Below are 26,365 nucleotides of genomic sequence, written 5' to 3' on the forward strand. Positions count from 1 at the left end.
TATTATTGCCGGCAAGGCGGCAAGGGCTTGCCGGTTGGCGCCAAGGTTGCCGCGCCGCCGCGGTAATGCTAGGCAACCCCAGGCCGGCCCTTGCGCCGGCCCTTTCCCGCGGCCACATCTTGCCGCGACAGTTCAGGTTGACGCTCGCATGAGGCAATTTCCGCAACGCTCGCACCGACCGGCCCCGATGGCCGGCCGCGGGTTGGCGGCGGAGTCGGCGGACCACCGGTTCGCGCGTGCCCTTCGAGCAGCAGCAGTTTTCGAAACCCGCGAGACCGCAGCCGGCGAATCCGCCGGCCAGGGCCGCTTTGCATATCGCGCGCCTGCGCGAGCCCTCCGCAACACCAATCCAGAGGGCTGGGGCCGGCGCGCCCGGAGAACAATAAATGACCATGCGTATGCTGATCGACGCACGCCACCGGGAGGAAACCCGCGTGGCGGTCGTCAAGGGAAGCCGAATCGAGGAGTTTGATTTCGAGTCCGCCGAGCGCAAGCAGCTCAAGGGCAATATCTATCTGGCCAAGGTGACACGCGTCGAACCGTCGCTCCAGGCGGCGTTCGTCGACTATGGCGGCAATCGCCACGGCTTCCTGGCCTTCAGCGAAATCCATCCCGACTATTACCAGATCCCCAAGGAGGATCGCGAAGCGCTGCTCCGCGAAGAGGCCGAGCACGCCGCCGAGGAAGCCGCGCTGCGCGCCGAGGAGGATGGCGACGAGGATCACGACCACGACCATGACGAAGGTGGCGTGGAAGTGCTCGAGCGTCCGCACGACGACGAGGAAGGCGAGGACGAGGCCGATGCCGAGGCGGGCGAGGAAGCCCGCGAGGGCGGCCGTTCGCGCAAGCGCCGCGGCAAGGGCGGCGGCGAGGACAGCCCGGCGGAGGCGCTGCGCCAGCGCCGCATGAACCTGCGCCGCCGCTACAAGATCCAGGACGTGATCCGCCGCCGCCAGGTGCTGCTGGTCCAGGTCGTCAAGGAAGAGCGCGGCAACAAGGGCGCTGCCCTCACCACCTATCTGTCGCTCGCCGGCCGCTACTGCGTGCTGATGCCGAACACCGCGCATGGCGGCGGCATCTCGCGCAAGATCTCGTCGGCGGCGGACCGCAAGCGCCTCAAGGGCATCATGGCGGACCTCAAGCTGCCGCCGACCATGGGCTGCATCGTCCGCACCGCGGGCCTCCAGCGCACCAAGGTCGAGATCAAGCGCGACTTCGACTATCTCGCCCGGCTGTGGGACGGGATCCGCGAGAATACGCTCAAGTCGACCGCGCCGGCGCTGGTCTATGGCGATTCGGATCTGCTCAAGCGCGCGATCCGCGACATCTATAATCGCGACATCGACGAAGTGATCGTCGAGGGCGAGGACGGCTATCGCCAGGCCAAGGACTTCATGAAGCTCCTGATGCCGAGCCACGCCAAGAAGGTGAAGCAATATGCCGATGCGGTGCCGCTGTTCCAGCGCGCCGGCGTCGAGGACCAGCTTTCGGCGATGTACAATCCCGTCGTCCAGCTGAAGAGCGGCGGCTATCTGGTGATCAACCCGACCGAGGCGCTGGTCTCGATCGACATCAACTCGGGCCGCTCCACCCGCGAGCACAATATCGAGCAGACCGCGACCGCGACCAACCTCGAGGCCGCGCACGAGATCGCTCGCCAGCTGCGCCTGCGCGACATGGCCGGCCTGGTCGTGATCGACTTCATCGACATGGATCACTCGTCGAACGTCCGCAAGGTCGAGAAGGCGATGAAGGAGGCGCTGAAGAACGATCGCGCCCGCATCCAGGTCGGCCGCATCTCGGCGTTCGGCCTGATGGAGATGAGCCGCCAGCGCCTGCGCACCGGCGTGCTCGAGGCGTCGACCGTGCAGTGCCCGCATTGCGAGGGCACCGGCCTGGTCCGCACCGCTTCGTCGGCGGGCTTGTCCGCGCTGCGCCTGATCGAGGACGAGGCCGCGCGCGGCCGCGGCTCGCTGATCACGCTGCGCGCGAGCCAGGAAGCCGCCTTCTACGTGCTCAACAAGAAGCGCGCCGACATCGCCGAGATCGAGGATCGCTACGGCGTGACCGTCGAGATCCTGTCGGACGGCGAGCTCGAGGGTGCGCGCATGTCGGTCGAGGCCTCGGGCCCGCCGCCGGCGCATGCCCCGAGGTTCGAGAAGCTGGTCGAGGAGCCGGAGGACGAGGATTACGTCGAGGAGCTCGACGAGGAAGAGGAAGAGCTCGAAGCGGAGGCCGAGGGCGACCGTCGCGGCGAGCGCGACGAAGGCGAAGGGCGCGGCAAGCGCCGGCGCCGGCGCCGTGGCCGTGGCCGTGGCCGTCGCGAGGAGCAAGGCGAGGGCGCCGAGGGTGAAACCGAAGGCGAGGGCGAAGCCGAGGCTGGCGACGCCGGCGAAGGCGAAGACGGCGAGGAAGCGCCCGTCGCCGAGGGCGAGGCGCGCCACGACGGCCGCAAGCGCCGTCGTCGCGGCCGTCGTGGCGGGCGCCGCGGCGATCGGGTCGAGAATGGCGAGGAAGCCGGTGACGATGCGGCCGAGGCACCGGTGAGCGACGTCGCGGAAGTGGCCGAGGCGGCGCCGGAACCGGCTGCGGAGGAAGCTCCGGCCAAGCCGAAGCGCACCCGCCGGAAGAAGGCGGAAGCGGTCGAGGCCGAAGGCGCGCCTGCAGTCGAAGCTCCGGTCGCGCCGACGCCCGAGCCGGTAGCGGAGGAAGCCCCGGCCAAGCCGAAGCACACCCGCCGGAAGAAGGCGGAAGCGGTCGAGGCCGAAGCCGCGCCTGCAGTCGAAGCTCCGGTCGCGCCGACGCCCGAGCCGGTGGCGGAAGAGGCGCCGGCCAAGCCGAAGCGCACCCGCCGGAAGAAGGCGGAAGCGGTCGAGGTCGAAACCGCGCCCGCGATCGAAGTTCCGGTCGCGCAGGACACCGCCCCGGTCGAAGCCGGTGAAGGCGAAGAAGGCGACAACGAGGACGGCACCCCGCGTCGCGGCTGGTGGCAGCGCACCTTCGGCGCCTGATTCCAGGACGCGAGGGAAAGGGGGCGCCGGTCCGATGGGCCGGCGCCCCTTTTTCGTGGCTTCACGCGCGGTTCATCGGTGCGCACGCACGGCCAATGCCATTGATCGCAGTCGGAAATCGGAGGATACGGACGGCCATGAAGCGCATCCTCGCCCTGTTCTCGGCTGCCTTGCTGCTCTGGATCCAGCCCGCCGCCGCCCAGTCGATCCTGCGCGATGCCGAGACCGAGGCGCTGCTCAACGACATGGCCAGGCCGCTGTTCGTCGCGGCCGGCCTCTCGCCCGCCAATGCCAAGGTGGTGCTGATCAACGACAGTTCGATCAACGCCTTCGTCGCGGGGGGGCAGATCGTCTATGTCCATTCGGGCCTGCTCGACGCCGCCGACACCGCCAATGAAGTGCAGGGCGTGATCGCGCACGAGATCGGCCATATCGTCGGCGGCCATGCGGTGTTCCAGCGCGATGGCGGCTATACCAGCATCTCGATCCTCAGCCTGCTGCTCGGCGTGGCGGCGATGGCGGCGGGCAGCGGCGAGGCGGGGATGGGCGTCCTCGCCGCCGGCCAGCGTGCGGCGATCGGCAAATATCTTTCCTTCAGCCGCATCCAGGAAAGCTCGGCCGATGCGGCCGGCGCCAAGTTCCTCAACAGCGCCGGGATCAGTGGCCGCGGCATGCTGAGCTTCTTCGACAAGCTCACGGCCCAGATGCACCGCTACGGCTATTACACCACCAATCCCGAAGTCGATCCGTTCGCCCAGACCCACCCGATGTCGCAGGATCGCGTCGAGACGCTCAAGGCGGACCTGATGAACGCGCCGAGCTGGCAGAAGCCGCTCGACCGGGATCTCGAGACTCGCTTCAAGCGCGTCCAGGCCAAGCTGCGCGGCTATGTCAACGAGGCCAAGGACACGCTCGCCAAATATCCGCCGAGGGACCAGTCGGTCTATGCGCATTATGCGCGCGCCTATGCCTATCACAAATCGGGCTATCCCGAGCAGGCGGCGGCGGAGACGACGGCGTTGGTGAAGGTGGCGCCCAAGGACCCCTATTTCCTGGAGCTCGAAGGGCAGATCCTGCTCGAATCGGGCAAGCCGACCGAAGCGCTGGAGCCGCTGCGCGAGGCGACTGCGCTCTCCGGCAACCAGCCGCTGATCGCCAGCACGTTCGGCCATGCGCTGCTCGCGACCGAGGACAAGGCGAACCTTGCCGAGGCCGAGCGCGTGCTCAAGCAGGCGGTCGCGCGCGACAACGACAATCCCTTTGCCTGGATGAACCTGGGCACCGTCTACGACCGCAAGGGCGACGAGCCGCGCACCGCGCTCGCCACGGCCGAGCGGGCGCATCTGATGGGGGATGTCGGTACCGCGCTGATGAGTTCGCGCGCCGCCATGGCCGGGCTCCCGCAAGGCTCGCCCGACTGGGTGCGCGCACAGGACATCAACATGGTCTCGCAGACCGCCTGGGACGAAATCAGGAAAAAGAAGAAGGACCGATAGGGGCAATGATCGAACGGCTTCTGCGGTCGCCGCTGGCGCTGGCCGGCGCATTCATGCTGTGCGCGCTGCTCGGCGCGGGCATCTTCGCGGGCATCCAGGCGCTGGTCCCCGGCATGGGCCAGCGCGGCGCGGTGGAGCGGGTGGTGCACGACTATCTGCTCGCCCATCCCGAAGTGCTGCTCGAATCGGTCGAGCGCTACAACCAGAAGCAGAGCGCCAGGGCCGAGAAGGTCCAGGCCGAAGCGGAGGCCGTGGCCAGCAAGGCGCTGCCGGGCGAGCTGCCCAGATTGCAGTCGCCCTATGCCGGCGCCTGGGCGGGCAATCCGAAGGGCGACGTCACCCTGGTCGCGTTCATGGACTATGCCTGCGGCTATTGCCGCGCGAGCCTGCCCGCGATCGCGGAGCTGCTGAAGCGCGATCCGAACGTGCGGGTCGTCTATCGCGAATATCCGGTGCTGGGGCCGGACAGCCTCGTCGCGGCGCGCTGGGCGCTGGCGGCGGCCGAGCAGGACAGGTTCCGCGCCTTCCACGATGCGCTGTTCGCGACCGACGGGCCGAGCGCGGGCAACATCGAAGCTGCGGCGCAGAAAGCCGGGCTCGACCTGGCGCAGGCGAAGCAGGCGATAGCCTCGAAGGCAGTGGAGGACGAGATCATCGCCAACCACAAGTTCGGCCGGAAGCTGGCGATGACCGGCACGCCGAGCTGGGTGATCGGCGGCAAGCTGCTCTACGGCATGCGCGACTATGACGGGCTCGCCGCCGCCGTGGCCGAGGCGCGGAAGAAGTGACGATCCAGATCCTCCCCCGGCAAGCTGGGGGAGGACTCAAGTTTCCCGATTTTTGTACCGACCGGTTGCCGCGCCGCGTTGCCGCGCCTACTTAGCGGGTCCTTTCCCGGCCGGGGGCACGATGACTTCCATTCTTTCCATAAATGGCGTGAGCAAGACCTATGGCTCGGGCCACAGGGCGCTCGATCATGTCGATCTCGAGATCAGGCGCGGCGAGATCTTCGCGCTGCTCGGGCCCAATGGAGCGGGCAAGACCACGCTCATCTCCATCATCTGCGGCATCGTGACGCCGAGCACCGGCACCATCCTGGTCGACGGGCACGACGCGGTCCATGAGCCGCGCGCCGCCCGCTCGAGGATCGGGCTGGTCCCGCAGGAGATCGCGGTCGACATGTTCTCCACCGTCGGATCGGCGCTGCGCTTCTCGCGCGGCCTGTTCGGCAAGGCGCCGGACCAGGCCTATTGCGACCAGGTGCTCAAGGACCTGTCGCTCTGGGACAAGCGGGGTGCCAAGATCATGGAGCTGTCGGGCGGCATGAAGCGCCGGGTGATGATCGCCAAGGCGCTTTCCCACGAGCCCGACATCCTGTTCCTCGACGAGCCCACCGCGGGCGTCGACGTGTCGCTCCGGCGCGACATGTGGAAGATGATCGGCAAGCTGCGCGAGCGCGGCACCACGATCATCCTCACCACCCACTATATCGAGGAGGCCGAGGAGATGGCCGACCGGGTGGGCGTGATCGACAAGGGCAGGCTGCTGCTGGTCGAGGACAAGGCCGCGCTGATGAAGAAGCTCGGCAAGCGCGAGCTCGACCTGTCGCTGGTGGAGCCGATGGCCGCGATCCCGGCGGGGCTCGAGGAATGGCACCTCAGCCTCGAGGACGAGGGCCATCGCCTGCGCTACACCTTCGATGCCCAGGCGGAGCGCACCGGCATCCCCTCGCTGCTGCGCAAGCTCGGCGAGATGGGCATCGCGTTCAAGGATCTCGACACGTCCAAGTCGAGCCTTGAGGACATTTTCGTCGGGCTGGTCGAGCATCGGGAAGCGTCGAACGAGGGGGGTGTGGCGTGAACTTCGTAAACTTCCACGGCATCTGGGCGATCTACAAGTTCGAGATGGCGCGCACGCTGCGCACGCTCTGGCAGTCGATCGCGACGCCGGTGATCACCACTTCGCTCTATTTCATCGTGTTCGGCAGCGGCATGGGGAGCCGGATCCCGTCGATCGAAGGCGTGCCCTATGGCAGCTTCATCGTGCCGGGGCTGATCATGCTGTCGCTGCTTACCCAGAGCGTCGCCAATGCCTCGATCGGCATCTATTTTCCCAAGTTCACCGGCACGGTGTTCGAGTTGCTCTCGGCGCCGATCTCGGCAGTGGAGCTGGTGATCGGCTTCGTCGGCGCGGCGGCGACCAAATCGGTGGTGATCGGGCTGATCATCCTGCTGACCTCGGGCCTGTTCGTGCCGCTGCGGGTCGATCATCCGCTGGCGATGCTGGCCTTCCTGCTGCTCACCTCGATCAGCTTCAGCATGTTCGGCTTCATCATCGGCATCTGGGCCAAGGGCTTCGAGCAGCTCAACCTGGTGCCCGCGCTGATCCTGACGCCGCTCACTTTCCTCGGCGGCAGCTTCTATCCGCTGAGCTTCCTGCCCGAGCCGTGGCGCACGGTGAGCCTGTTCAATCCGGTCGCCTATCTGATCAGCGGCTTCCGCTGGGCCTTTTTCGGCGATGTCGGCGATATCGACGTGCGCTGGAGCCTGGGCTTCGTCGCGGCTTTCCTCGCGCTGTGCCTTGGCCTTATCGTGACGATCTTCCGCACCGGCTACAGGCTCAAGAACTGATGAATCCCTTCCCGCTCGATATCTTCACCGAGCCCGAGGACGTCGATCCGCACACGCTGGCCAATCTCGGCCCCCTGGCGCGCCTGGCCGGCCGCTGGGAGGGCAGGAAGGGCATCGACATCAACCCCAAGGCCGACGGGCCCGAGCAGCGCGAATTCATCGAGCGGATCGAGTTCGTGCCGATCGACCCCCAGGCGAACGGGCCGCAGCTCTTCTACGGCCTGCGCTACCACATCCACATCACCACCGCGGAAGAGGACATCACCTTCCACGACCAGGTGGGCTATTGGCTGTGGGAGCCGGCGACCGGGCTGATCCTGCAGACGCTGGCGATCCCGCGCGGCCAGGTGCTGCTCGCCGCCGGCAAGGGCGCGCCCGGCGACAAGGCGATCCGGGTGGAGGCGACGCGCGGGCAGACCAATTACGGCATCTGCTCGACCGACTTCCTCGAATATGCCTTCCGCACCGATGCCTATACGATCGACATCGTCTTCGATGACGATGGCGGCTGGCGCTACGACATCCACACCACGCTCGCGGTGAAGGGCCAGGGCAGCTTCGACCATCACGACCGCAACACGCTGCACCGGGTGGGCGAGGCGCGGCCGAACCCATGGGTGCAGATTCTGGCGGCGAAGGGGCAGGGATAGCTGCCCTCTTCTTGCCGCTCCCCGGCCCTTGCCGGGGAGCGGGCCGGATCGATCGGAGGGCCTAGCTCCCCACCACCGGCAGCATGATCGCCGAGCCGGCGCACACCTTCTGCGTCGCCTTCTGGTAATCGCCCGGCCTGGCCTTGTAGATGTTCGGCACGAAGGTCTGCGGGTTGCGGTCGATCATGGGGAACCAGCTCGACTGGACCTGCACCATGATCCGGTGGCCCTTCTTGAAGACATGGTCGTGGTCGCGCAGCGGGATCGACCAGTCGGTCACCTGGTTGGGGACCAGCGGCGTCGCCTTCTCGAACGACTGGAGATAGCGGCCGCGGCGGACTTCCATCGCGATCGGCAGCTGATAGCCGCTCAGCCCCTTGGCATAGGCGCCGAGCGCCGTCGGCGGCTTCTCATAGTCCTCGGGGAAGACGTCGATCAGCTTGACCACGAAGTCGCTGTCGGTCCCGCTGGTCGCGGCCATCAGGCTGGCGGTGATCGCGCCGGTCACCGTCAGGTCGCCGTCGAGCGGGGCGCTGACATAGCTCAGCACGTCCGGCCGATATTCGACGAAGCGCTGATCCTCGGTCTCCCACCAGCGCCAGTCCGGCGTCGCATAGGTGGCCGACATCGGGCGCGGGCGGAAGGGCACCGGATTGGCCGGATCGGAGATATATTCGCGGCACCCTTCGCCTGCGGCCGGTGCCTGGAACGAGACGCTGCCATCGGCATGGAGGAACAGGCTCCGGCGTGCCGCATTGGCGAGCGGCCATTGGGCATAGGTCTTCCATTGCCAGCTGCCCGACTGGAAGCTCTTCAGCGCAAAGTCGGGCTTGGTGCCCTTGCCGTGCAGCCAATAGGCGAAGAAGGGCGCCTCGACCTGCTCCATGAACTGGGTGCCGCTGTCGACGCCGAAGGGGATACGGCCTAGCGCATTGCCCGGCGAGCGCCAGCTGCCATGGTTCCACGGACCGGCGACCATCAGCGAGAGCTTGTCCGGATCGTTCTCGCGCTGCTTGTAGAAGATCTGCCAGCTGCCCCAGGGATCCTCCTGGTCCCAATAGCCGGCGACGTTGAGCGTCGGCACGGTGGTGCGCTTCAGCGTGTCCGACCAGACTTGCTTCTTCCAGAATTCGTCATAGTCGGGATGCTCGATCATCTCGCGGTAGCGCGGCACCCGGCCCTTGAAATACTTCTCCTCGATGTCCGCCGGCGAGCCGGCCTTGAGGAACCATTCATAGGTGTCGTAGCGATCGTACAGGTCGATGCCGGCATTGGTCTTGTCGGCCTGGAGGCTGTTCACCCAGTCGCTGGCATAGGTGAGCCGCATCGCGCCCCAGCGGTGCAGGTCGTCATTCTTCCAATAGTCGGTCCAGGCGGCCTGCGGGCTCACCGCCTTGAGCGCCGGATGCGGACGGGCGAGCGCGACCGCGGCGGTGAAGCCGGGATAGGAGACCCCCCACATGCCGACCTTGCCGTTGTTCGGCTTCACGTTCTTCACCAGCCAGTCGACCGAATCATAGGCGTCGGTGGATTCGTCGACGGCGTTCTTGCCGGTCTTGATCTCGGTGGAGAGGGTGAAGGGGCCGCCTTCGGACTGGAAGCGGCCGCGCATGTCCTGCGAGACGAAGATATAGCCGTCGCGCGCCAGCGCCGCCCAGTTGGCCGGCACGTTCTGCGGGGCACGCGCCGAGGCGCCATAGGGCGTGCGGCCGAACAGGATCGGCAGCGGGCCCTTCTGGTCGCGGGGCCGCAGGATCACCGTGTGGAGCTTCACTCCGTCGCGCATCGGGATCATCGCCTCCTCCATCACGAAGGGCGAACCCTCGGCCTGGGCAGGGGCGGCCGGGGCGGCCTGGCGCGCGGGCAGCGCGGCGACCGGCGCGGCGGCGACCGCCAGGGCGAAGAGACTGACCAACCGCATGCACACCTCCATCGGAACCGGAATTGAGAGGGCGTAACCGGTGTGTTGCCGGTGTCAATCGGCGCTGCGGCGAAACCGGAGGGCGATGGCGGGGCGCAGAACCAGCGCGTTGAAGTCGATCAGCAAGTGCACGAAGATCGGCGCCGCCAGTCCGCCGGTGCCCAGATAGAGCGCGGCGAAGAATGCGGCGAGCAGCGCCGTCACCGCCATGCCCAGCCACCCCTGATAGCGGTGGAGCAGTCCGAAGATCAGCGTCGAGGCGATGAAGGCGAATGCCGGGGCGCCGCCGCTCAGGACGATCAGGAGCGGCAAATAGAGGCGGAAGAATATCTCCTCGCTGATCCCGGCATTGATGGTCAGCGGCACGACGCGGAGCAACTCGGCCCGGTTGCGCGGCAGCATCGCGGTGATGTCCAGCCCGGGCACGGGCTTGACGGGTTCGCGCCGCCGGCGCTGCAGCAGCGCGCCCAACGCTCCCCCGCCGAGCAATGCCCCGACCATGAGCCCGAGGACCAGCGGGCTGTCGATGCGAAAGTCGGGCATTGCCGGGGTCAGCGGGGCGAACTCGCCGGGGAAGCGCCACAGCGCCTCCACCCGCCCGAGCAGCGCCAGCCCGAGCAGCGGCACGCCCAGATACATGGCGCAGGCGTTGCGGGCCCAGCGCAGGAAGGTGCGCTGGCGCCGCTGCGTGTCCTCGATCGCGCGGAAACGCCGGAAGCTGCGGACGTCGCTGCGCTGGAACCGGGCGAGCGCGGCCAGCGATGCGATCAACAGCGCCGGCGCAACGAGCGCATGCATGTCCTGCCCCCCTTGTGACCGTCCAGCGGAATAGCGGCGGCACGGCGCGAGGCAAGGGTGAGGAGGCGGTTCAAGAAAAGCGTAAATTGACCGTCAGCCACGACAAATATCGCATGCAACTATATTGGTTCTTTCGTCGATTGACGTCCCAATTGCGTTGGTGGAACCCAATGTCATCGCAGATATGTGCGAAGCTTGGGGGAAATTGCCATGCATCTGACGCACAAGGCCGGCGAGCTGTCGGCGCGCCCTCTCAAATTCCTGGAGACCGACACGCTGGTGGTGCGCTGGATCGCGCAGGCGGCGGTCAATGTCGAGCTGTTCACCATCCCGCTCTACATGACCTCGCTCTATTCGATCACTGGCATGCACCCCATCACGAGCCAGGGGAACAGCTTCTACAAGGGGCGGCAATGGCCGGGCGCCAAGACGAGCGCGACCTTCGAGCACAAGCCCGGCAAGAAGGGCTGGGGCAACAAGAAGGCGTTCAACATCGTCTTCTCGGTGTTCATCCAGGAGATGCTGCATCTCCAGATGGCGGCCAATCTCGCCACGTCGATCGGCGCCGTGCCGAGCTTCACCGCCACCGCGCTGCAGAGCGGCGATCATGGCTGGACCTGCTACGGCCCGAAGCTGACCAGGATCCCCGGCGTCGTCGACCTGACCGACACCAACCGGTTCAAGGACGTGAAGGTCAATGTCGGCCCGCTCGACGAGGAGCGGATCAAGCTGTTCCTCGCCATCGAGCAGCCGCAGGAGACGGCCGAGAAGGACATCGTCCGCAACCAGGACCGATATTTCCCCAAGGTCCCGTTCAAGTACGCGACCGTGGCGGAGCTCGACGCGCACATCATGTTCGGCTCGATCGGCTATATGTACCAATGCTATCGCGACTATCTGCTGATCACCTATGAGGACGGGTCGCGGCTCTGGGATCATGTGATGGACGCCTCGGGCCAGCAGAACGACCTGTTCAACAATTTCAGCTTCCCCGGCCACCCGATGCGCGAGTTCATGGGCTTCGAGACCACGATCGCGCTCACCGATCCCGAGATCGCGCTCCGCCAGGCGCTGAACATGATGAACGCGATCACCGACCAGGGCGAAGGCGCCACGCTGGGCGCGCGCTATGACGACAAGGGCCAGCGGCTGAAGGACGATGCCGCCAAGCTCGTCCAGGGCGCGGTCAGCCCGCATTACTGCCCGGACCGCGACGCGCTCGCCTCGGACTATCCGAGCTATTCGCAGACCGGCAAGCTGATCCCCTCGTCCGACGCCGCGGCGCGCGCCGACAATGACGGCATCGACCATTACACCCGTTTCCGCCAGATCGAGGACATTCGCGGCAGCGGCGGGCTCGAGACCTGGGATCAGTCGCCCAGGATCGGCAAATGGACCGCGGCGGACCTGACCACCGAAGGCTATGACCCGAAGGACAATCCCTACGGCCTGGCCACGCCGGAGCAGATCGCCCATGCGCTCAACAGCCTGAAGAACGGCGCGGGCAGCGTGGCCAGCTTCCAGAAGATGAGCCAGGCGGTGTGCGGTGCGATCAAGGGCGTCACCACCGTGCTCGACAGCTATTGGAACCCGGCCGGCGCCACCGTGTCCTTCCCCTTCCCGTCGATGGCGGGATCGGGCGACCGCATGTCGACCGCCTGGGCGGTATTCGGGAGGACGCCGGACCTCTCGGTCGGCGTCGGCGAGCCGGATTCGCGCATCGTCAACCATGCCTGCCAGGGGCTCGACGTGGCGGAAGTCGGGGGCAAATGGGGCACCAACGCCTGCGCCCAGACTTCGATCTATCACACCTGCCGCGGCTCGAACCTGTGCAAGGGCCAGGGCGGCTGCGGCTTCGTCCAGCTCACCAGCGGCAGCGGCAGCTGCGGCGGGGCGAGCAGCGGCTGCGGCGCCGCCGCCTCCAAGACCTCGAACGCACCCAAGGCCAACCCGGTCGCGGGGGGCGGCTGCGGCACGCCCACCACGGTGAAGGGCGGCGGCTGCTCGGCGGTGACCATGCGTGCCTATGGCGGGCTGTGCGGCACGCCCACGCCTTCTCCCACACCCACGCCGAGCGGCCCGATGTACACTGCGCCGAGCGACAATATCTGCGGCGGCTTCGGCGGCTGCGCAGTGCCGATCTCCGCGCTCCAGCTCTATCCCAAGGCGGGCACGATGGAGGTCTGGGCGCTGGTCGGCAGCTCCAAGCCGGTGCTCTGCGGCACGCCCAAGCCGACGCCGTCGCCCTCGGGCTGCGGGGCCCCGCAGGCCAAGGCGGACAAGAATCTGTGTGGCACCCCGTCGCCTTCGCCGTCGCCTACCCCCTCGGGCTGCGGCGCGCCTTCCTCGAAGAAGATCGCCACGATCGACTTCAAGGAAGGCGACAAGGTGGAGGACATCGCCTTCCAGGCCTTTGCCAAGGTCGTCGCCTACAAGGTCAATGGCGATCCCGACAAACCGGTGCCGGGCCTGGTCCAGCAGGCGCCGAACGATCTGCGCCTGGCCTATCCGCCTTCGACCTAGGAGAAGGATGGCAATGACGCTGCCCCGGCTCGGCCTGCCCAATCCCGGCGACGGGCTGGGTCTGCGCGAGGAGCATTTCCCGCACCTGATGTCGACGCCCCCGGAATCCTGGGGCGTCGACTGGTTCGAGGCGATCACCGAGAATCTGCTCGACAATGCCGGCTATGGCATGCGCGTGTTCGAGCATGTCGCGGCGCACCGGCCGGTGGTGCTCCACGGCGTGTCGCTCTCGATCGGCAGCACCGCGCCGCTCGACATGGCCTATCTCGGCAAGCTGCGCGCGCTGGCCGAGCGCTTCCGGCCGCTCTGGATCTCGGACCATCTGTGCTGGACCGGGGTGCAGGGCGTGAACAGCCACGACCTGCTGCCGATGCCGCTCACCGAAGCGGCGCTGGCGCATGTCGCGGACCGGGTTCACCAGGTGCAGGATTTCCTGGGCCGGCCGCTGATCGTCGAGAATCCCAGCACCTATCTCGAGTTCCGCGCCAGCCAGATGCCCGAGGCGGAGTTCCTCGCCCGATTGTGCGAGGCGACCGGCTGCGGGCTGCTGCTCGACGTCAACAACGTCCATGTATCGAGCTTCAACCATGCGCAGGATCCGATCGCCTATCTCGAGGGGATCCCGGCGGCGCATGTCGTGCAGGTCCATCTCGCCGGGCCGAGCGACCATGGCACGCACCTGATCGACACGCACGACGCGCCGGTGCCCGATGCGGTGTGGCCGCTCTATGCCTGGGTCTGGGAGCGCTGCGGGCCGGTCGCCACGATGGTCGAATGGGATGCCGGCATCCCCGAATTCGACGTGGTCGCCGCCGAGCTCGCCAAGGCGCGGCGGGTGCGCGAGGGGCTGTCGCTTGCCGCCTGAGCTCGCCGCGCTGCAGGACTGGATGCAGGAGGCGATCCTCGCCGCCTCGGATCGCGGCGCGCGCGCGCATGTCCATGGCGATAACCGGCTGACTGCCGAGGAGCGGGTCCAGATCTATGCGCGCGGCTATCGCCAGCGGCTGATCGAGTGCCTGGAGCGCGAATATCCCCTGCTCGCCGCGCTGGCCGGGCCGACTGTCTTCGGCCTGTTCGCCCAGGGCTATGTCGCCGCGCGGCCCTCGCGCAGCTATACGCTCTACGATTTCGGCGCCGGCTTCCCGGCGTGGCTCGAGGCGTCGCGGCCGGCGGGCGGAGCGCAGGATGTCGGCGCCATTCCCGCCGCATTGGCGCGCATCGAGCGGACCAAGGCCGAAGTCCATCGCGCCCGTGGAATCGAACGCGACGCCCCGGCCTGGCCGGGCATGGATCCGGTGCTGGCCGAGTTGCTCGCGCTGGCCGCGACTCGGCGCTGGTATCGGCCGGACAGCGCCCGGCTGCTGGCGCTGCCCTTCGACTTCGGCGAGATGCTGGCCACGGGCGAGCCGATCCCCCCGCGTCCGGAGCCGATGCTGCTCGCGGTCGTCCGCGCGCAGTATCGGATCGCCTGCCTGCCGCTCGAACCCTGGCAATATGACTGGCTGGCCGTGCTTCCGGACGATCCGGCGCGCGCGGTGCCGCTGCCGGACGACGCGCGCATCTCGCTCTGGCTGCCCTTCGCGACGGCGCACGGGCTGGCGGCGCCGGGGTGAACTCTCGAAATCCTCGCTTGCGAAGCGAACGAGGATTACAGCCGGTGCTCGCCCTTCACCCAGCGGACCGTGCCCGAATGGGCGCGCATCACCACGCTCTCGGTGGTCATCTTGGTGGCGAAGCGCTTCACGCCCTCGAGCAGCGAACCGTCGGTCACGCCCGTCGCCGCGAAGATGCAGTCGCCCTTGGCGAGCTCGGTGAGGTCGTAGATCTTGTCGAGATCCTCGATCCCCCATTTCCGCGCGCGCTGGCGCTCGTCGTCGTTGCGGAAGATCAGCCGGCCCTTGAACTGGCCGCCGACGCAGCGCAGCGCCGCGCAGGCGAGCACGCCCTCCGGGGCGCCGCCCTGGCCCATATACACGTCGATCGTCGTCTCGGGATCGGTGGTGGCGATCACGCCGGCCACGTCGCCATCGCCGATCAGCACCACGCCGCAGCCGACGTCGCGCAGCTCCGCGATCAGCTTCTCGTGGCGCGGGCGATCGAGCACGCAGGCGATGATCTCGTGCGGCTGCACGCCCTTGGCGGCGGCGATCGCATGCACATTCTCGGTCGGCGACTTGTTCAGGTCGATAACGCCCTCGGGATAGCCGGGGCCGACCGCGATCTTGTCCATATAGACGTCGGGCGCGTTGAGCAGGCCGCCCTTCTCGGCCACCGCGAGCACCGCCAGCGCATTGGGGCCGGCCTTGGCGCAGATGGTCGTGCCCTCGAGCGGATCGAGCGCGATGTCGATCGCCGGGCCCTTGCCCTGCGCCGCGCCCACCTTCTCGCCGATATAGAGCATCGGCGCCTCGTCGCGCTCGCCCTCGCCGATCACCACCGTGCCGTCGAGATAGAGCTTGTTGAGCGCGTCGCGCATCGCCTCGACCGCAGCGGCGTCGGCCGCCTTCTCGTCGCCGCGGCCGACCAGGGTGGAGGCGGCGATCGCCGCCGCTTCGGTCACCCGCACCATTTCGAGGACGAGGACGCGATCGAGGGCGTGGCTGGCGGTCTGCTGCATGGGAATGGGATACCCCGGTGATTGGACTTGGAGGCGCGATTAGGCAGGGCGGTGGCGCTTGTCGATTCCGCTAACGTTGTCAGCGCAAGGTATCCGCAATTCGGTCACATCATTACGCTACCGGACGAATCCCCGGGGGCGGAGGATGTGCAAATGCTTATGCTCGCCTTGCTTCTGCTTGCCCAGAACAACGACCCGTCGCCGGTCCAGGTGATGGAGGCGCACCGCCAGCGCTGGTCGGCCAACCCCGCATGCCGGCGGGCGCGCGACGAGAGCGAGATCGTGGTCTGCTCGCGGCGGGAAGCGGACAAATATCGGGTCCCGCTGACGACGACATATAACGGACCCGATACCGACCAGGGGCGGCTCAACCGGCTGTTCGACGGAGCGGACGGGCGCCCGCCATGCGGCGAGGGCGCGTTCCTGGTGCGCTGCGGCTTCGCCGGGGTGACGATGAGCGTCAGCGCGCGCGGCGTGCGCACCGTGCGCCGCGAACTGGCGCCCTGAAGGATGCCGGCCGAGGGAAACCGGCGGCGCGCCGCGCGTTGAGCGCGGTGCCTTTCCTTCGGAGACCCGGATGCTGCTGCTCGCCTTCGCCCTCGCCAATGCCCTGCCCGCTGCCGAGCCGCCGCAGCATCGCCGCAAGGCCAGGGCGCGCGTGACGCGCGTCACCAATATCCCCGCCCGCGCCGCGCCGCGGCCGCGCAACCTGGCCGTCACGGTGCCGGCCGATCCGGACAAGCGCTACCGCCTGCCGCTCCCCAGCAGCGAAGTGACGGATGCCAAGCGCGATGCCGTGCGCAGCACGGGCATGGCGTGCGGCACCACCGGCGCGCCGGTATGTCCGCACAAGGGAACGCAGCTGCTGAAGAGCAGCATCGACTGAGTACGGACCCTGGTCGGTTCTAGCCGGCCAGGATGTGCATCCACATCGGCTCGCCCATCAGGCTGGCCGAGCCGCGCAGCTGGTCGAGCGCCTGGGACACCGCGCGTTCCGGCCCTTCATGCGTGACGATGGCGACGAGCACGCTGCCATCGGGGTTGGCGCCGCGCTGCATCAGGCTTTCGATCGAGACGCCGGCGTCGCGCATCGCCGCGGCGATCTCGGCGAGCACGCCCACCTTGTCCGCCACGGTGAAGCGCACATAGGCGCGGCTGGTGCGCTCGCCGGCATCGGCGGCCCCCTGCCGGGCAAGTGCGGCGGCGGGCATCGCATAGGGGTGGCCGAATTCGCCGCGGGCGATGTCGATCAGGTCGGCGACCACGGCGGATGCCGTCGGGCCGTCGCCGGCGCCAGCGCCCTGGAACAGCAGCCGGCCGACGAAATTCCCTTCCGCGACCACGGCGTTGGTGGAGCCGGTGACATGGGCGAGCGGGTGGCTGAGCGGCACGAGATGCGGGTGCACGCGCTGGAACAGTCCGCCGGGACCGGCATCGGCGATGCCGAGCAGGCGGACGCGGTAGCCGAGCGAGGCGGCTTCGGCGATGTCCGCGGCAAGGATGTGGCGCACGCCGGTGATCGCCACCCGGTCGAACGCCGGCTGCGTGCCGAAGGCGAGGCTGGCGAGGATCGAAAGCTTGTGCGCGGCATCGACGCCGTCGATATCGAAGCTCGGGTCCGCTTCGGCATAGCCGAGGCGCTGCGCCTCGGCGAGGATCTCGGCGAAGTCGCGGCCCTCGGCCTCCATCTTGGACAGGATGAAATTGCAGGTGCCGTTGAGGATGCCATAGACGCGGGCGATCTCGTTGGCGGCGGCGCCTTCGCGCAGCCCCTTGATCACCGGCACGCCGCCCGCCACCGCGGCTTCGAACTTGAGCGCCAGGCCGGCATCTTCCGCGGCACCGGCGAGTTCCAGCCCATGATGCGCGATCATTGCCTTGTTGGCGGTGACGAAGCTCTTGCCGCCGTTCAGCGCCGCGCGGGCGAGGGCGAGGGCGGGACCATCGGAGCCGCCGACCAGCTCGACCACCACATCCGCCCTGGGATGGCGCGCCAGCTCGGCGGTGTCGTCGACCCAGTCGAAGCGCGTGATGTCGACGCCGCGATCCTTGGCGCGATCGCGCGCGGAGACTGCGACCACTTCGATCGGCCGGCCGGCGCGGCGGGCGATCAGCTCCGCATTCGCGTCGATCAGGCGGATCACGCCCGCGCCGACGGTGCCCAGGCCTGCAAGTGCGATACGAAGCGGTTCGGTCATTCGGCTCAATCCTCCGTCATGCTGAACTCGCTTCAGCATCCAACCCGCGGCCGGAGCCGCGCGTTCGGCCCTAGCGGCACCTTGGACCCCGAAACAAGTTCGGGGTGACGGAGGATTTCTTTGCGCCGCCCTATTTCTTGATCAGCCCGATCTCGACCAGGCGCTCGAACAGATAGTCGTGCGCGGTGATCGGCTCCGGATAGCGATTGGGATTCGCCTCGGTGATCGTCGACGGCAGCGTCTCGATCAGGAAGTCCGGCGCCGGATGCAGGAAGAAGGGCATCGAGTAGCGCGGGGTGCCGCGGCGCTCGACCGGCGGGTTGACCACCCGATGGGTGGTCGAGGGCAGGTAATGATTGGTCAGGCGCTGCAGCATGTCGCCGACATTCACCACCATCGCGCCCTCGGGCGGCTTGACCGGCAGCCAGCGGCCATCGCGGTCGAGCAGCTCGAGCCCGGCTTCCTCGGCGCCGAGCAGCAGGGTGATCAGGTTGATGTCCTCATGCGCGCCGGCGCGGACTTCGGGCGCATCGGCGGCGACGGGCGGATAGTGGAGCAGGCGCAGGACGGAATTGCCGTCGCGCACCGCACGATCGAACCAGTCGGGCTGGAGGCCGAGATAGCGCGCGATCGCCGAGAGCAGCCGGTCGCCGGCATCGTCGAACGCCTGGAACAGCTCGAGGAACGTCTCCTTGAAGCCCTCGGGGCGGTCCGGCCAGATGTTCGCGGCCATGTCCTTCTCGAAGCGATGGCCCTTGGCCAGTTCGCGGCCGACATGCCAGAATTCCTTCAGGTCGACATGCTGCGCGCCCTTGGCGATCTCCGTCTTGAACGGCGTATAGCCGCGCGCGCCGCCGCCGCCTTCGACGAAATAGGCGCGCTTTTCCTGCTCGGGCAGGTCGAAAAAGGCCTTGGTCATCGACCAGGCGCGATCGATCAGATCCTGCGGCACGCCGTGATCGGCGACCATCGCGAAGCCGAAGCGCCGGAAGGACTGGCCGAACTTCTGCGCGAATCCATCGGGATCGTTCGCCTGTTCGGCCATCGAGACGAGGGGCACCTCGTCGAGAACAGTAGCCATCTATGAGTCTCCTTGGGCCCAGTTAGACCCGCCGGTGCCGACGCGACAAGGGGTGTGCCGGCATGGCCCGGGCCCGGGCGCGCGCGGATCGCGTGGCGTCTCGAACGCGGCTAGCTGCCCGTCATCTCCATGCGGCCCTTGACCTTCTGGCCGCCGTCCGCGCTCAGGTCGAGCGTGAAGGTGCCGCCGTCCGAAGTGGTGCCGGCAAAGCCGTCGCCCCGGGGCGCGAACGTGAAGCCTTTCTTCGTGAAGCCGTCGCGGAACCAGTTCTGGACGGCGGCGAGCGATGCGGGGCTGGTGAAGTCGATCCGCACCTTGCCGTCGTCCTTGCTCCCATCCTTGCCCCCATCCTTGCCGTTGCCGGGCTTGTCGCCGCCGGTGATGTGGAAGCCGGCGATCTCGGACTTCGGGTAGAGCTTCACGCCGTCGAGATCGACGTCGTCGGCCTTCATCTTGATCTGCGGCACCCGGAAATTGCCCTGGAAGCCGTCGCCCTTGATCGAGACGGTGCCGTTTTCCATCCTGAAGCTGCCATTGTCGCCATCGTCCGACTTCACGTCGATCGTCACCGGCGTTCCCGTGCCGCCGTTGCAGGCGGCCAGCGCGAGGGGAAGCAGCAGAAGGGGCAGACGACGCATCGGCGCTCTCCATTGGTGTATCATAAACACAATACACTAGCCGAAGCGCATGGCCGGCGCAACAATGGCATTGGCTTTGGGGGGGTGACGCGCGCCGCCCGATGCGCCATTTGCGCCGGCATGGAAGAGCCGCACCTCACAACGGAAGCGCAGAACAAGGCGCCGCTCGCGTTCGGCGAGTTCGTCAGCCTCGTCGCGGCGATGATGGCGCTCACCGCGCTCGGCATCGATTCGATGCTGCCCGCGCTGCCCGCGATCGGCGCGAGCCTGGGTGTCGACGCGCCCAATCATCGCCAATATGTCGTCACTGCCTTCCTGATCGGCTTTGCCTTCGCGCAGCTCGCCTATGGCCCGCTCTCGGACCGGTACGGGCGGCGGCCGGTGCTGGCGATCGCGCTGACTTCCTATGTGGTGACCAGCGCGGTGGCGGCGCTTTCGGGCAGCTTCACCTTGTTGCTGGTCGCCCGCGCGGCGATGGGCGCGTCGGCGGCGGGCGCGCGCGTCGTCTCGGTGGCGCTGGTGCGCGACTGTTTCGCCGGCCGGGCGATGGCGCGGGTGATGAGCCTGGCTTTCATCGTCTTCATGGCCGCGCCGATCGTCGCGCCGACCCTGGGGCAGCTGATCCTCTATGCCGGATCGTGGCGGCTGATCTTCTGGGCCGTCGCCGCGCTGGCGTGCCTGGTGGTGCTGTGGTTCTGGCTGCGCATGCCCGAGACGCTGGGGCAGGAGGGGCGGCTGTCGCTCAACCCGGCGCGCGTGTTCGCCGATTACGGCCTGATGCTGCGCGATCGCCAGGCGGTGGGCTATACGATCGGCATCATGCTGCTGTCGGGCGGCATGTTCGGCTTCATCGGATCGGTGCAGCAGGTGATGGAGGACGTGTTCCACGCGCCCGGGCTGTTGGCGGTCGTCTTCCCCTGCGTCGCCTCGACCATGGCGCTGGGCTCGTTCCTCAACTCGCGGCTGGTGATGAAGATGGGCATGCGCCGCATCTCGCATACGGCGCTCGCCGGCATGATCGTCTTCGCCGCGATCCATCTCGCCGTGGCGTGGAGCGGATTCGAATCGATCTGGAGCTTCACCCTGCTTCAGGCGCTGATGATGGGATGCGTGGGCCTGTCCACGTCCAATTTCTCGGCGATGGCGATGGAGCGGATGGGCGAGATCGCCGGCACCGCCTCGAGCCTGCAGGGCTTCGTCACCACGCTCGGCTCGGCGCTGATCGGCGCCGCGATCGGCCAGGCGTTCGACGGCACCACCGTGCCGCTCTATACCGGATTCCTGCTTATGGGCCTCATCGCTTTCGTGGTAGTGGCGGTGACCGAGCGCGGACGCATGTTCCGCCCCAGCTAGGGAACGCTCGGGCACGATCGCCGTTCGCACTTCGAAGGTCCGCCGCCGTGGCGGGCGCGTGATGCGAGGACGGATGATGGGTGGCTATCAGGTTCCGGGGCGCGGCCCAGGCGATGACGGGTTCGACGAGGAAGGCTATGACGAGAGCCAGCGTGCCGAGATCCTCGAGGCGACCAACGACGGCCCGAGCGACGGCAATGTCCTGACCGACATGGCACCCGATTTCGGCGCGGATGACGATGGCGACGCGGACGACCTGCGCATGGTCGACGACGAGATCGGCGAGGAGGACGAGGAGGGCGGCCAGAAGGCGCGCGCCATTTCCGAGGACGAGATCCAGGACGGGTTCGACGAGGACGACCTAGCGAGCGACGAGGACCTGGACGATGCCGACGGGGATGCGCTCGAGCCCTGAGCGCCGCTATTGACGTCCGGCCGGGGGCGGCGGAACATGCCGCCCCATGGCCAGCGATCCCCGGATAGACGCCTATATCGAGAGCCGGGCCGCGTTCGCGCGGCCGATCCTGCACTGGATCCGCGCGCGCTTCCATGCCGCCGTGCCAAAAGTGGAGGAGACGATCAAATGGTCGCATCCCTTCTTCACGCTCGGCGGCAAGCCCTTCGCCAACATGGCCGCGTTCAAGGCGCATGCGAGCTTCGGCTTCTGGAACCGGCAGGACAATGAGACCGGCAAGGAAGGCGAGGCGATGGGCCAGTTCGGCCGCATCGAGTCGCTGGATGACTTGCCCGGGGCGGCGGAAGTCGAGCGGCTGATCCGCGAGGCGGCGGCGCTGATGGCGCAAGCGAAGCCCGCCCGCCCGCGCGCCGCGCCCAAGGACGAAGCGGAAGTGCCCCCCGAACTGGCCGAGGCGCTGGCGGATGACGATGCGGCCGCCGCTGCCTTCAACGCCTTCCCGCCGAGCTGCCGGCGCGAATATTGCGAATGGATCGCCGAGGCCAAGCGGCCGGAGACCAAGGCCAAGCGCGTCGCGGAGGCAGTCGCCTGGATGCGCGAGGGGAAGCGGCGGAACTGGAAATACGAGAATTGCTGAGGGACGGCCGACTTCCCTCTCTCCGTCGGCGGGGAGCGGGAGAAACGCGTTGCCATCCTCTCCCGGCTATGTGATGTTACATCATCATAACGAGGAGAGGTGCCATGACCCGTGCCGTCCGCGCTCGCCGCATTCCCGATACCGCTCCGATCGGTGCGATCAACATCACGCCGCTGATCGACGTGATGCTGGTGCTGCTCGTCGTGATCATCATCGCCATTCCGATCGCCTCGCACAAAGTGCCGGTCGATCTTCCCGCCGGGCGGGGGACGCCGGTGCCGCTGCCGCCCGCGGTGCTGGCGATCGACCGGCAGGGCGCGCTCCACTGGAACGGCGCGGCGCTCGCCGACGCGGCGCTGCCCGAGCGGCTGGCGGCGCTGCAGAAATCGGGCGCGGTCCTTCACCTCCAGACCGATCCGGAGGCGCGCTACGAGCGGTTCGACGGGATTCTCGCCACGGTGAAGCGCGCAGGCATCACCAGGCTCGGCTTCGTCGGCAATCGGCCGCTCGAAGACTAGGCTGGCGGAACGGGCGCATCGGGCTATTCGTTACGTTCCCGGACGAAAGAGGAATCCCGATGCGCCTGACCCTGACCGCCCTGCTCGTGCTCGGCGCCTGCTCCAGCCCGCAGCCCGCCGTCGACCGCAACGTCGTGCAGGCGGAAACCACCAACATCACCGACGACGCCTCGCCCGCGCCGGTGGACAAGGCGCCGATCGCCGGTGATGCCGGCTCGGCCGTGCGCTTTCGCTGCATGGACGGGGTGCGCATCGCCGCCCGCTTCGATACGGACAAGGACATCGCAACCGTAACCCGCGACGGGCGGACGTTCGTGTTGCCGCAGCAGCGCATGGCCTCCGGCATCCGCTATTCGGACGGGAGCACGACCTTCGAAGGCAAGGGCGACGCCATGTCGTTCGAGGCGCCGGGCCAGCCGCCGATCGCCTGTACGGTCATCCGTTGACGAAATTCTCGAGCACCGCCAGGTCGCTGTTGCTGACGTTCGTGCCGGTCGCGTCTTCGAGCATGGCGGCGGCCTGATGGCTTTCCTTGTCGCCGAAGCCGATGAAGGTGACGGCCGTGAAGATCACGCCCGCGGCCCAGAACAGGGCGGCCCAGCGGCTGCGGAAGATCCGGGAGGGGCGGCGCGGGATCATCGCGCCGGAATATCCGCAAGCGATGAAGGCTGCGCTTCCGAAACTGGTTAAGCTAGAAGGGCGGTATGGCTTCCTATAGCGCGACCATCACCGCCGGCCCCGGGGACATTGACGAGCTCGGCCATGTCAACAATGCGGTCTGGGTGAAGTGGATCCAGGACGTGGCGGTGGCGCACTGGCATGCGGTCGCCGCGCCCGAGCACGCGCAAGCCTATATCTGGGTCGTGACCCGGCACGAGATCGATTATCGCGGCAATGTGGCCGAGGGCGAGACGGTGACGGCACTCACCTGGGTTCCCGAGCCGCCGCGCGGCGCGCGGTTCGACCGGCACATGAAGTTCACCGGCGCGGACGGGAAGGTCCGCGTCGAGGCGAAGACGACCTGGGCGATCCTCGACCGGGCGAGCGGGCGGCTCATCCGCGTACCGGCGGAAGTGGCGGCGCCGTTTCTCTCTTGATTCCTCCCCCAGCTTGCCTGGAGGAGGATTGAAGCATCACCCGCTGTTGCGCAGCGCCGTCGCGATCGCGTTGATCGAGAGCAGGATGCCCTCGCCGATCCGGGGATCGTCCTCGCCGGCGCGGTGGCGCTTGAGCAGCTCGATCTGCAGCAGGTTGAGCGGTTCGATATAGGGCAGGCGCAGGCGGATCGACGTCTCCAGTCCAGGATGCTTCTCCAGCAGCCGCGTCTGGCGCGTCGCCTGGAGCAATCCGTCATGCGTCTTCTGCCACCCCTCGCGGATCCGGCCGAAGATCGCATCGCGCAGGCCCGCGTCCTCGACGAGCGCGGCATAGTGGGCGGCGATCTCCATGTCGGACTTGGCCAGCACCTGCTCCATGTTCGCCAGGGTCGAGGCGAAGAGCGGCCAGGCCGTCGCCATCTCGCGCAGCAGGCCCTTGTCCGCGAACGCCTCCATTGCCTGGCCGACGCCGTACCAGCCCGGCAGCATGATCCGCGCCTGCGCCCAGCTGAACACCCAGGGGATGGCGCGCAGGTCCTCGATCGCGTCCGACTGTTTCCGGCTCGCCGGGCGCGAGCCGATCTTCAGGCCGGCGATCTCGGCGATCGGCGTCGCCTGTCGGAAAAAGGTGCGAAAGCCCTGGGTCTCGTAGACCAGCCCGCGATAGGCCCTGAACGCGCTGTCCGAGAGCTGGTCCATCGCCGCGGCGAAGCGTGTCGCATCGGCCTTGCCCAGCTTCTCGGGCTCGAGGCTGGCGAGCAGCGTGGCGGAGGCCATCGCCTCCAGATTGGTGCGCGCGCTCTCGCGCGTGCCGTATTTCGCGGCGATGATCTCGCCCTGCTCGGTCACCCGGATGCGGCCCTGCACGGTGCCCTTGGGCTGGGCGAGGATGGCCGCGAAGCTCGAGCCGCCGCCGCGCCCCACCGCGCCGCCGCGGCCATGGAACAGCTGCATGCCCAGGCCTGCCTTCTCGAACACCGGCTTCAGCGCGGTCGATCCGCGCGAGAGCTGCCAGGTCGAGGTGAGATAGCCGCCGTCCTTGTTGGAATCGGAATAGCCGATCATCACTTCCTGATGCCCGCGCTTCGCCGCGATCGCCGCGACTTCGGGCAGGCCCAGCCAGGCGTCCATGATCGCCGGCGCGCCCTCTAGGTCGCCGATCGTCTCGAACAGCGGGATCGCCATGACGTGCGCCTGCGGCTCGTCCCCGGGGAGGTAGAGCCCGGCTTCCTTGAGCAGGATGTGCACCTCGAGCAGATCCGACACCGATTGCGCCATCGAGACGATGTAATGGGTGATGCACTGGCGCCCGTATCTGGCATGGGCCTGGGCCGCGGCGCGGACGATGGCGAGCTCGGACGCCGTCTCCTCCGAATATTCGGCATAGGGGCTGGTGAGCGGCCGGGCGCTGGCCAGTTCCCTGCGGAGGATCTCGACCCGCTTCTCTTCGGGAAGCGACGCGTAATCCTCGGCCACGCCGCCCGCCCTGAGCAGCTCGGCGACCACGCGCTCGTGCACCGCGCTGTTCTGGCGCATGTCGAGCGTGGCCAGGTGGAAGCCGAACGTCTCCACCGCGCGGATCAGCCGGCCGAGCGCGCCGCCCGTCGCCAAGGGTCCATTGCCCTCGTCGGCCAGGGCATGGGCGATCGTCACCAGCTCCTCGCGGAACGCGCCGGGATTGGCATAGGGTTCGGCGGCGATCGCGGCGGGGCGAGGCGGGGCCTTGCCGGTGAGCTTCTGATGGGTGGCGGCGAGCCGGGCATAGATGCCGGTGATCGCCCGGCGATAGGGCTCGTCGGCGCGGCTCCTCGCCTCGTCATGGCTGGCCTCGGCGAGCTTGAGCAGCGCTTCGCCGACCTGGACATGCTCGGTCGAGATCGAAAGCTCGGCGCCCAGCGCATGGACCGCGTCGAGATAATAGCCGAGCACCGCCTCGGCGGCGCGGGCGAGCGCGAACTGCATCGAATCGGCGGTCACGAACGGATTGCCGTCGCGATCCCCGCCGATCCAGCTGCCCGGGCGCAGGAAGGACGGCGCCCGGCCGCCCAGCGCCCGGTCCCACCGGGCATAGAGCGCGGGGAGGACGGGCAGGAAGATGTCGCGCAGATAGGAGAGCGCAGTCTCCACTTCGTCGGCGACGCCCAGCTTCTCGCGGCGCAGCACCCGGGTCTGCCAGAGCAGCGCGATCTGGCGGAGGATCGCTTCCTCGACCTTGTCGCCATCCTCGGTCTCGGCCACGCCGCGGTCGCGCAGCAGCATCAGCTCGGCGATCCGGTTCTTGTGGTCGATCATCGACTTGCGGCGCACTTCGGTGGGGTGCGCGGTGAGCACAGGAGCCACCAGCGCCTGGTCGAGCAGCGCCATCACCGCGTCGCGGCCGATGCCTTCGCCCTCCAGCCGCCGGAGCGCCGAGGCGATGTCGGCATCGCTTTCGGTCTCCACGCCCTGGCGATCCTCGGCCAGGTTGGCGAGCATCGAGAAGAGCATGAAGCCGCGGGTGAAATCGAGCGTCTCGTCCAGCGTCAGCCGGTCGAGCCCGCGGTCCACCGCACCCGCCCCCGCGACGCCGCGTGCGCGATCCACCGAGGTGGAGCGGATATACTCGATGCGCTTGAACAGTTCCTCGCCGCCATAGGCACGGATTACGTTGCCGAGGAGCCGACCGAGGAAGCGAACGTCCTCATTGTTTGCGATCGCGAGGCTAGCCATGGGGCGCGTTGCTGCACTGCGAAATGTTACGGGGTCAATGCGAAAGCGCTTGGGCGCGCGTTTAGTTTCGCTT

The 26,365-nt window shown here is 67.9% G+C and carries 25 protein-coding genes; 17 read left to right on the forward strand and 8 right to left on the reverse strand.

Annotated elements, in window-relative coordinates:
• Positions 1–386: 386 nt before the first annotated feature.
• The 6 genes from BGP17_RS15025 (at position 387) to BGP17_RS15050 (ending at position 7,787) form a co-directional block, all read left to right on the forward strand.
• On the forward strand, positions 387–3,011 hold the full coding sequence (locus BGP17_RS15025; protein ID WP_286712536.1) for an Rne/Rng family ribonuclease: 2,625 nt from the start codon (positions 387–389) through the stop codon (positions 3,009–3,011).
• Between the two features lie 137 nt (positions 3,012–3,148).
• Positions 3,149–4,507, forward strand: a complete 1,359-nt coding sequence (locus BGP17_RS15030; RefSeq protein ID WP_286712537.1) for a M48 family metalloprotease — start codon at positions 3,149–3,151, stop codon at positions 4,505–4,507.
• A gap of 5 nt (positions 4,508–4,512) precedes the next feature.
• Positions 4,513–5,295: a DsbA family protein gene (locus BGP17_RS15035; RefSeq protein WP_167299784.1), complete on the forward strand. Its 783-nt coding sequence runs from the start codon at positions 4,513–4,515 to the stop codon at positions 5,293–5,295.
• A 121-nt stretch (positions 5,296–5,416) separates the two neighbouring features.
• Positions 5,417–6,367 (forward strand): ABC transporter ATP-binding protein, encoded by a 951-nt coding sequence (locus BGP17_RS15040; RefSeq protein WP_167299783.1) that lies wholly within the window; start codon positions 5,417–5,419, stop codon positions 6,365–6,367.
• Complete coding sequence (locus BGP17_RS15045; RefSeq protein WP_167299782.1) at positions 6,364–7,137, forward strand: ABC transporter permease; 774 nt, start codon at positions 6,364–6,366, stop codon at positions 7,135–7,137. Before BGP17_RS15040 ends, BGP17_RS15045 begins: the two co-directional genes overlap by 4 nt.
• Positions 7,137–7,787, forward strand: a complete 651-nt coding sequence (locus BGP17_RS15050; RefSeq protein WP_167299781.1) for an FABP family protein — start codon at positions 7,137–7,139, stop codon at positions 7,785–7,787. The genes BGP17_RS15045 and BGP17_RS15050 overlap by 1 nt, the downstream gene beginning before the upstream one ends.
• 61 nt (positions 7,788–7,848) lie before the next feature.
• On the opposite strand, the gene BGP17_RS15055 is transcribed toward BGP17_RS15050, so the two are convergent.
• Together BGP17_RS15055 and BGP17_RS15060 are read right to left on the reverse strand one after the other, a co-directional pair.
• Positions 7,849–9,708 (reverse strand): CocE/NonD family hydrolase, encoded by a 1,860-nt coding sequence (locus tag BGP17_RS15055; protein ID WP_286712538.1) that lies wholly within the window; start codon positions 9,706–9,708, stop codon positions 7,849–7,851.
• A 54-nt stretch (positions 9,709–9,762) separates the two neighbouring features.
• Complete coding sequence (locus tag BGP17_RS15060) at positions 9,763–10,506, reverse strand: CPBP family intramembrane glutamic endopeptidase (RefSeq protein WP_286712539.1); 744 nt, start codon at positions 10,504–10,506, stop codon at positions 9,763–9,765.
• 210 nt (positions 10,507–10,716) lie between these two features.
• Between BGP17_RS15060 and BGP17_RS15065 the strand changes: the two genes are divergently transcribed.
• The 3 genes from BGP17_RS15065 to BGP17_RS15075 are packed head-to-tail and all read left to right on the forward strand — an operon-like array spanning position 10,717 to position 14,642.
• Positions 10,717–13,029, forward strand: a complete 2,313-nt coding sequence (locus BGP17_RS15065; RefSeq protein ID WP_286712540.1) for a ferritin-like domain-containing protein — start codon at positions 10,717–10,719, stop codon at positions 13,027–13,029.
• 13 nt (positions 13,030–13,042) lie between these two features.
• Entirely contained in the window at positions 13,043–13,894 is an 852-nt protein-coding gene (gene bufB, locus BGP17_RS15070) for an MNIO family bufferin maturase (RefSeq protein ID WP_167299777.1), read from the forward strand.
• The gene (locus BGP17_RS15075; RefSeq protein WP_286712541.1) at positions 13,884–14,642 is read left to right on the forward strand and encodes an HvfC/BufC N-terminal domain-containing protein; all 759 of its coding nucleotides are present in this window, start codon (positions 13,884–13,886) and stop codon (positions 14,640–14,642) included. Before bufB ends, BGP17_RS15075 begins: the two co-directional genes overlap by 11 nt.
• A 35-nt stretch (positions 14,643–14,677) precedes the next feature.
• On the opposite strand, the gene glpX is transcribed toward BGP17_RS15075, so the two are convergent.
• Positions 14,678–15,646: a class II fructose-bisphosphatase gene (glpX, locus tag BGP17_RS15080; protein ID WP_167299775.1), complete on the reverse strand. Its 969-nt coding sequence runs from the start codon at positions 15,644–15,646 to the stop codon at positions 14,678–14,680.
• 153 nt (positions 15,647–15,799) lie between these two features.
• Here glpX and BGP17_RS15085 point away from each other — a divergent pair, with 153 nt between their 5' ends.
• Complete coding sequence (locus BGP17_RS15085; RefSeq protein ID WP_167299774.1) at positions 15,800–16,153, forward strand: hypothetical protein; 354 nt, start codon at positions 15,800–15,802, stop codon at positions 16,151–16,153.
• A gap of 70 nt (positions 16,154–16,223) precedes the next feature.
• The gene (locus tag BGP17_RS15090; protein ID WP_167299773.1) at positions 16,224–16,532 is read left to right on the forward strand and encodes a hypothetical protein; all 309 of its coding nucleotides are present in this window, start codon (positions 16,224–16,226) and stop codon (positions 16,530–16,532) included.
• Between the two features lie 19 nt (positions 16,533–16,551).
• Here BGP17_RS15090 and BGP17_RS15095 read toward each other — a convergent pair whose 3' ends face one another.
• The 3 genes from BGP17_RS15095 to BGP17_RS15105 all read right to left on the reverse strand — a co-directional run bounded on the left by BGP17_RS15095 (position 16,552) and on the right by BGP17_RS15105 (position 19,563).
• Complete coding sequence (locus BGP17_RS15095; protein ID WP_167299772.1) at positions 16,552–17,844, reverse strand: homoserine dehydrogenase; 1,293 nt, start codon at positions 17,842–17,844, stop codon at positions 16,552–16,554.
• Between the two features lie 130 nt (positions 17,845–17,974).
• Positions 17,975–18,925 carry an isopenicillin N synthase family dioxygenase gene (locus tag BGP17_RS15100; RefSeq protein ID WP_286712542.1) on the reverse strand — a complete coding sequence of 317 codons (951 nt, stop codon included), beginning with the start codon at positions 18,923–18,925 and terminating at the stop codon, positions 17,975–17,977.
• A 110-nt stretch (positions 18,926–19,035) separates the two neighbouring features.
• The gene (locus BGP17_RS15105; RefSeq protein WP_286712543.1) at positions 19,036–19,563 is read right to left on the reverse strand and encodes a hypothetical protein; all 528 of its coding nucleotides are present in this window, start codon (positions 19,561–19,563) and stop codon (positions 19,036–19,038) included.
• 120 nt (positions 19,564–19,683) lie between these two features.
• Between BGP17_RS15105 and BGP17_RS15110 the strand changes: the two genes are divergently transcribed.
• From BGP17_RS15110 to BGP17_RS15130, 5 genes are all read left to right on the forward strand, one after another.
• Positions 19,684–20,916, forward strand: coding sequence for a multidrug effflux MFS transporter (locus BGP17_RS15110; RefSeq protein WP_167299769.1), 1,233 nt, complete (start codon positions 19,684–19,686; stop codon positions 20,914–20,916).
• A gap of 76 nt (positions 20,917–20,992) precedes the next feature.
• Complete coding sequence (locus BGP17_RS15115; protein WP_286712544.1) at positions 20,993–21,331, forward strand: DNA primase; 339 nt, start codon at positions 20,993–20,995, stop codon at positions 21,329–21,331.
• Positions 21,332–21,377: 46 nt separating this feature from the next.
• Positions 21,378–21,968 carry a YdeI/OmpD-associated family protein gene (locus tag BGP17_RS15120; protein WP_286712545.1) on the forward strand — a complete coding sequence of 197 codons (591 nt, stop codon included), beginning with the start codon at positions 21,378–21,380 and terminating at the stop codon, positions 21,966–21,968.
• Positions 21,969–22,072: 104 nt separating this feature from the next.
• The gene (locus BGP17_RS15125) at positions 22,073–22,486 is read left to right on the forward strand and encodes an ExbD/TolR family protein (RefSeq protein WP_286712546.1); all 414 of its coding nucleotides are present in this window, start codon (positions 22,073–22,075) and stop codon (positions 22,484–22,486) included.
• 59 nt (positions 22,487–22,545) lie between these two features.
• Entirely contained in the window at positions 22,546–22,932 is a 387-nt protein-coding gene (locus BGP17_RS15130) for an MliC family protein (RefSeq protein ID WP_167299766.1), read from the forward strand.
• On the opposite strand, the gene BGP17_RS15135 is transcribed toward BGP17_RS15130, so the two are convergent.
• On the reverse strand, positions 22,922–23,125 hold the full coding sequence (locus BGP17_RS15135) for a hypothetical protein (RefSeq protein WP_208413564.1): 204 nt from the start codon (positions 23,123–23,125) through the stop codon (positions 22,922–22,924). The two genes, BGP17_RS15130 and BGP17_RS15135, sit on opposite strands and share 11 nt — an antisense overlap.
• 65 nt (positions 23,126–23,190) lie before the next feature.
• Here BGP17_RS15135 and BGP17_RS15140 point away from each other — a divergent pair, with 65 nt between their 5' ends.
• Positions 23,191–23,583 (forward strand): acyl-CoA thioesterase, encoded by a 393-nt coding sequence (locus BGP17_RS15140; RefSeq protein WP_286712547.1) that lies wholly within the window; start codon positions 23,191–23,193, stop codon positions 23,581–23,583.
• 36 nt (positions 23,584–23,619) lie between these two features.
• On the opposite strand, the gene ppc is transcribed toward BGP17_RS15140, so the two are convergent.
• Positions 23,620–26,292, reverse strand: a complete 2,673-nt coding sequence (gene ppc, locus BGP17_RS15145; RefSeq protein ID WP_286712548.1) for a phosphoenolpyruvate carboxylase — start codon at positions 26,290–26,292, stop codon at positions 23,620–23,622.
• Positions 26,293–26,365 lie beyond the last annotated feature (73 nt).

It is taken from the genome of Sphingomonas sp. 67-41 (assembly GCF_001899725.1).
In the GTDB taxonomy this organism is placed as follows: domain Bacteria; phylum Pseudomonadota; class Alphaproteobacteria; order Sphingomonadales; family Sphingomonadaceae; genus Sphingomonas; species Sphingomonas leidyi.